We start from the raw sequence: 4,801 nt of genomic DNA, 5'->3' as shown, positions 1-4,801 counted from the left end.
TTTCAATAAACAGTTCAAAATTGCCGGACCGGGTTTTTATGGCTTCATGTACAGGTACGCTTTCCACCACATTCCAGCTCATTCCTGATTTTTCAATTATCTCCTTGCGCTTATTAATTTCATTCATCTCCCATACCTCGCCATTGGGGACGTGGTGCAATGCAGTAACCACACCCGTGCAACCCGCCTGCCTCAAATCAGCAAGCGAAACCGGGTCATTCGGCCCGTACCAGCGCATAGTTTGTATCATCTTAAAACCGGCAGATCTATTGTTTTTCATTGGTGTTAATACAGTTTTCTTATCGCCGCAGCGTTTCTACTTATTATTTAAATCATAACCCTTTCGGTTGATCTTCGGGTTTTGAAGCTTAGTTTTTACATGGCGAATCCAGCAGGTAAATATCCAGCTTGCCACCGTTTATCAAACTTGCATAATTTACAAAATTTTGGGGATATTTTTTTTTCATTCCATTTGACCATATTCCAGGTGGAGTTTGCCTCATCACTACAGGAGCCGGTTAAAATAAATTACTAAATAGCCTTTCAAAAATAATATTAGGCTGAAAAAAATTATTTAATTATTAGTGATTGACCGATCAGTGTAAATTAATTGATAAAATTGTAAGCATGTTACCAAAAGAGTTATCCGGCTTCTCTGATGGAGCGCCCGGTTTGAAAGGCTAACCTATTTATATTTTATAATTTATACAACTCATATGGGAACTAATTTTTATATCATAATTATTATACATCCATAACAGTTATTTAAGTAAAAGTCAAATCAACATGAGTAATTAATAACAATTCCAGCCGTTAAATTCCTTTAATATATCAAGAATAATTTCATCGTTACTGCTTTTCATATTTGAAACCAAGGTAGGGTGACGTAGGGCGAAACATTTTCGCCTATAAAACGCAGGGCAGCAATAGCGAGAGTTACGAAAATCTTAGATTTCAAAAAGATGAGGTAAACATTAGCGGGCTATCCCGCAATAAAAAATTGGAAAAATCCTTTTCTTAGCCTTATCTTTAATTAGCATTTTTAATTTGCAGGAGAATCAAATGACAACATTCCGGTTCAATCCAGTCATACCGCATCCTTTACTAAGCCCTTACATTGCTAAAATGTGGGTATTCGAAAGCAGCGGCCGACTTCCTGCCGGGGATAGAAAACTGATTGTTCCAAATGCAAATTTCAAATTAACACTTACCTACCGTAACGGGATAGTGGCCCGCGTTGGTGACAAGGATTTCATTCAAGGGGAAAATAAACTAAGTTTAACAGGGCTGATTGATTCACCTGTCATTCTTGATTCGCAAGAAGATGCGCAGACTGGTACGATAATCATCGAATTTAACCCGCTCGGGGCTTATCGCTTTTTTCATTTATCATACGCTGAAGTAAAAAATCAAATTGTGGCGATGGAAGATTTGATAGGCCACTATGCGAAAAATCTTGAATCGCAACTGGCAGAAGCAAACTCCGTAACGTTGAAATTGCAGCAGTTACAGAATTTCCTGATCAAACTGCTTGAGAAAACAGTTCACGACCCTATTTACGATTATTGCATCAATCGTATTTCATACTCCCGGGGTTTGGTCAGCGTGGCGCAGTTGGAGAAGGAAACCGGCTACAGCTCGCGCTGGCTTCATACAAAATTCTCGGAACATCTGGGTACCGGGCCCAAAAACCTTTCCGAAATAGTCCGGTTCAAATCAGTTTACCATGCATTCTCATCCGGCGTAAATTATCAAATATTAAAGCAACAAATTTACCATCATTACCACGATCAATCCCATTTCATAAGGGCATTTAAAAGGTTTACAGGAGCCACCCCAACCGAACTTCAAAACAGTATGAACGAACTCAGCACGAAGAATTTTACCAGCTGAATTCCGATTTGTACAATACAAGCGGATACCATCGCTCTATCTTTGACTATAAAACAAATAAAATGGAAAAGAACGACTTTAACTGCAGTATCGCTGTAAATATCAGCGCAAACGAGGCGATCAAAAAGATCAGTAACATACCCGGGTGGTGGGGAATAACCTTTAGCGGGAACTCCGAAAAACAAGGCGATCAGTTTATAGTAAACATGGGGGGGGAATCTTTCTTCAACTTTACCGTATCAGAATTAATCCCGGGCAAACGGGTTGTTTGGTTGGTTGACGATTGCAATATGCCCTGGTATACCGACAAAAAGGAATGGGCCAACACCAAATTGATTTTTGATCTGACAGAACATAATGGTGTAACTGATGTGACTTTTACCCATGAAGGCCTCACACCTAATGTAGAATGCTACAACGACTGTGAACCGGGTTGGACACACTGGATCAAAACGAGTTTGTTTTCTTATTTTGCTACCGGAGAAGGAGTTTTCCGACCAGCCACAAAATAAAATCGGCTAAATAATAAACTTATAACCGGCAATTATTGACGTTACGCGCACCTCAGAATGTTTCCAATAACTTCAATGTTGTTTAAAAATGGTCGAATAAAGGTATTGAAGAAGTCATCAAAACAAAAAGAGATGGCCTTTCAGCTATCTCTTTTTATTCTGATGATCAAAATGTTCTATTTATCGTATGGGAAATTTCTAGAAACTTTACGCATCATATGCTCAATTAAATCGTCAGTTGCCGTACTAATTCCTTCGTCCATCGTCTTTGTAAAGCGCCATATCAGTTCTCCGTCAACACCATTATGAATGTTCAAAATCAGATTTCCGTCTCCTGTCTTTCCGCCCAAGCCACCAGTTAAAACCATTAAACCAATAGCAGCTGCCTCTGATTTGGTTTGTTCGACGTTAAAATCACCGCTTATAATTGCATCGACACCCAAGATTTTTGCCAATTCGTCTTTTGTAGTTTCATCAAGTTTGTCATAAACGCCAGCTTTCCTCAATAAGATATTTGTCTTTTCAACATCTTGAAATTCAACAGTATAATTCTTAGCTTTTCTTAACAAAAAAGTATACATGCTGGTTTGAATTTTTGTAGCATAGGCTAATTCCTGTTGATGATTAGCGTTAGCATCAAAATTTTTAGGTTGCTTCTTGTAGGAGATTGTTACTTTAAAAGGCATAATCGCTACTATCTTATGTTGCTTTACAGCGTCCCTAAGCTTAGGGCTTTCGTAAATCTGTTTTTGCGCCAATACATTTAATGAAACAAGGCAAATTGCGAAGAGTAATAAGTGTTTTTTAATCATGATTAATTAGGTTTTACCGCCAAATCTAAAAAAATAAGATTAATTGAACCGATTTTATATTTTAATAAGTAGACTATATGTCGATTTTTTAATAATGAGATATTTAAATAATCAAACTCAGACGAGCGCTTTGGCAAATGCCTTATTTTAAACAGATAAAAAATGCGAAAGATATTCGAAACTGCCATCCTGATAATCATCAGATGCATGCGCTCGGTAAAATAAAAGGGGGTTTCTGTAAATACCGACCTCATTCCCAGCGTTGGTGCTAAACCGCTGAAATGTTATTTTTTAAAACACCTCCCCAACAGCAATGAACACCCCGCGTGAGCCTTCGCGGCCTAAGCCATAATCAACACAGATATTGGTTTTTGAGATGGTATTTAATTTTAAGCGGAGGCCGGGCCCGTATCCGGGCTGAATGCCTTGAAGCCTGGTGCCCGGGGCTGCTGAAAATGATTGCCCGTTCAAAAAAACAACACCACCCAGCAAACCATTGGCGGTAATTTTGAAACGATATTCGGCCTCGCCGTAAACCATCTGGGCGCCACGAAAACGGCCCTGTATATACCCCCTGCCGGTAACGCATGAGATATCCCATTGGGTGCTCGGTAGTTCAAGGTACGATGGCCGTCCATTTAGTATCAGCCAATCATAGTTCCAAAATGCAAGCACATTATCCGATCCTTCAGGGAAGTTGAAATATTTTCTAACGTCGATAATCAAAGAGCTCCAGGGGGTGGTGCTTCCTAAAAATGATAAATTATCCCGGTATTGCACAGACACATAGCCGCCCTTGGACGGATTGATAGCATTATCACGTGAATCAACCAAAGCATTAAGGGTAAACCCCGAGGCAATATCGTGAGACGTTTTGCCATATCGCGAATAATCAGAAACCGTTCCATCAAGGTTGCCTTTGTCGGATACATCCCAGTGATCATCAAAAATATAACCCGCTCCTAAATATATATTCCCGGTAACATGGCGTAAAACTGTTTGATAAAACTGGTAGTACGAATAATCCATAGGATCTTCATTTTTAATATTCGAACTACTGCCAAGGCCAAAAGTGCTCTGCGGATATTTGTAATACCTGTAATCGCCAACAAAATTGTAGTTATTATCCTTACTCCAGATGTTGCTTTGTACCGGGAATGTAAACTGTTTATTTTCAGTGATGGCCGAACTGGCTGTAATGGTGGAAATGCGTGATTGGGGGCCGGTTCGGAATGCCATATTACCCGACAACACAAAGGCCAGGCGGGTAACCAGTGTATAACCAATTGCCGGCACAATAGTTAAAGAAGGTTTAGTAGTAACGGTGTCCGGCTTTTTTTCAGGGATAACATTAAACAATACTTCAAGAGCGTCCGTAAGGTCCATTTGCCTTACTCCTTTTTTATTGCTTACTACCGAATCTCTTTTATAAATAGTACTGTCGCCTTTTTTATTTTTTACAGGGATAGTTTTCAACGGCACCGGATTATTCTCCTGTGCAAGAGCATTTAAAGTAAATAATGATCCAAATATTAGCAGGGTAATTTTAAAAAACAAGTTCATTTGTCAGGTATTAAAAACCCT

5 protein-coding genes are annotated in these 4,801 nt (G+C 39.2%); 2 read left to right on the top strand and 3 right to left on the bottom strand.

The annotated features are described in order from the left end of the window. Positions 1-280 (bottom strand): mannonate dehydratase (locus QZY09_RS13405; protein WP_295673146.1); only part of this gene is annotated, 280 nt, incomplete at its 3' end. A gap of 782 nt (positions 281-1,062) precedes the next feature. Here QZY09_RS13405 and QZY09_RS13400 point away from each other — a divergent pair. Both QZY09_RS13400 and QZY09_RS13395 read left to right on the top strand, forming a co-directional pair. Then, the gene (locus QZY09_RS13400) at positions 1,063-1,893 is read left to right on the top strand and encodes a DUF6597 domain-containing transcriptional factor (RefSeq protein WP_367119220.1); all 831 of its coding nucleotides are present in this window, start codon (positions 1,063-1,065) and stop codon (positions 1,891-1,893) included. A gap of 62 nt (positions 1,894-1,955) precedes the next feature. Beyond that, positions 1,956-2,405: an SRPBCC domain-containing protein gene (locus QZY09_RS13395; RefSeq protein WP_295673144.1), complete on the top strand. Its 450-nt coding sequence runs from the start codon at positions 1,956-1,958 to the stop codon at positions 2,403-2,405. Between the two features lie 176 nt (positions 2,406-2,581). Here QZY09_RS13395 and QZY09_RS13390 read toward each other — a convergent pair whose 3' ends face one another. Together QZY09_RS13390 and QZY09_RS13385 are read right to left on the bottom strand one after the other, a co-directional pair. Beyond that, the gene (locus QZY09_RS13390) at positions 2,582-3,217 is read right to left on the bottom strand and encodes a hypothetical protein (protein ID WP_295673143.1); all 636 of its coding nucleotides are present in this window, start codon (positions 3,215-3,217) and stop codon (positions 2,582-2,584) included. A gap of 291 nt (positions 3,218-3,508) precedes the next feature. After that, positions 3,509-4,780, bottom strand: a complete 1,272-nt coding sequence (locus QZY09_RS13385) for a hypothetical protein (RefSeq protein WP_295673142.1) — start codon at positions 4,778-4,780, stop codon at positions 3,509-3,511. Positions 4,781-4,801 lie beyond the last annotated feature (21 nt).

Origin of the sequence: uncultured Mucilaginibacter sp., from assembly GCF_903913935.1 — a bacterium.
Taxonomy (GTDB): domain Bacteria; phylum Bacteroidota; class Bacteroidia; order Sphingobacteriales; family Sphingobacteriaceae; genus Mucilaginibacter.
This window is presented reverse-complemented; position numbering and strand designations above follow the sequence as displayed.

Excerpts from the sequence above, each read along its gene's own strand:
- QZY09_RS13400 (WP_367119220.1), top strand. The coding sequence starts at position 1,063 with ATGACAACATTCCGGTTCAATCCAGTCATACCGCATCCTTTACTAAGC.
- QZY09_RS13395 (WP_295673144.1), top strand. The coding sequence starts at position 1,956 with ATGGAAAAGAACGACTTTAACTGCAGTATCGCTGTAAATATCAGCGCA.
- QZY09_RS13390 (WP_295673143.1), bottom strand. The coding sequence starts at position 3,217 with ATGATTAAAAAACACTTATTACTCTTCGCAATTTGCCTTGTTTCATTA.
- QZY09_RS13385 (WP_295673142.1), bottom strand. The coding sequence starts at position 4,780 with ATGAACTTGTTTTTTAAAATTACCCTGCTAATATTTGGATCATTATTT.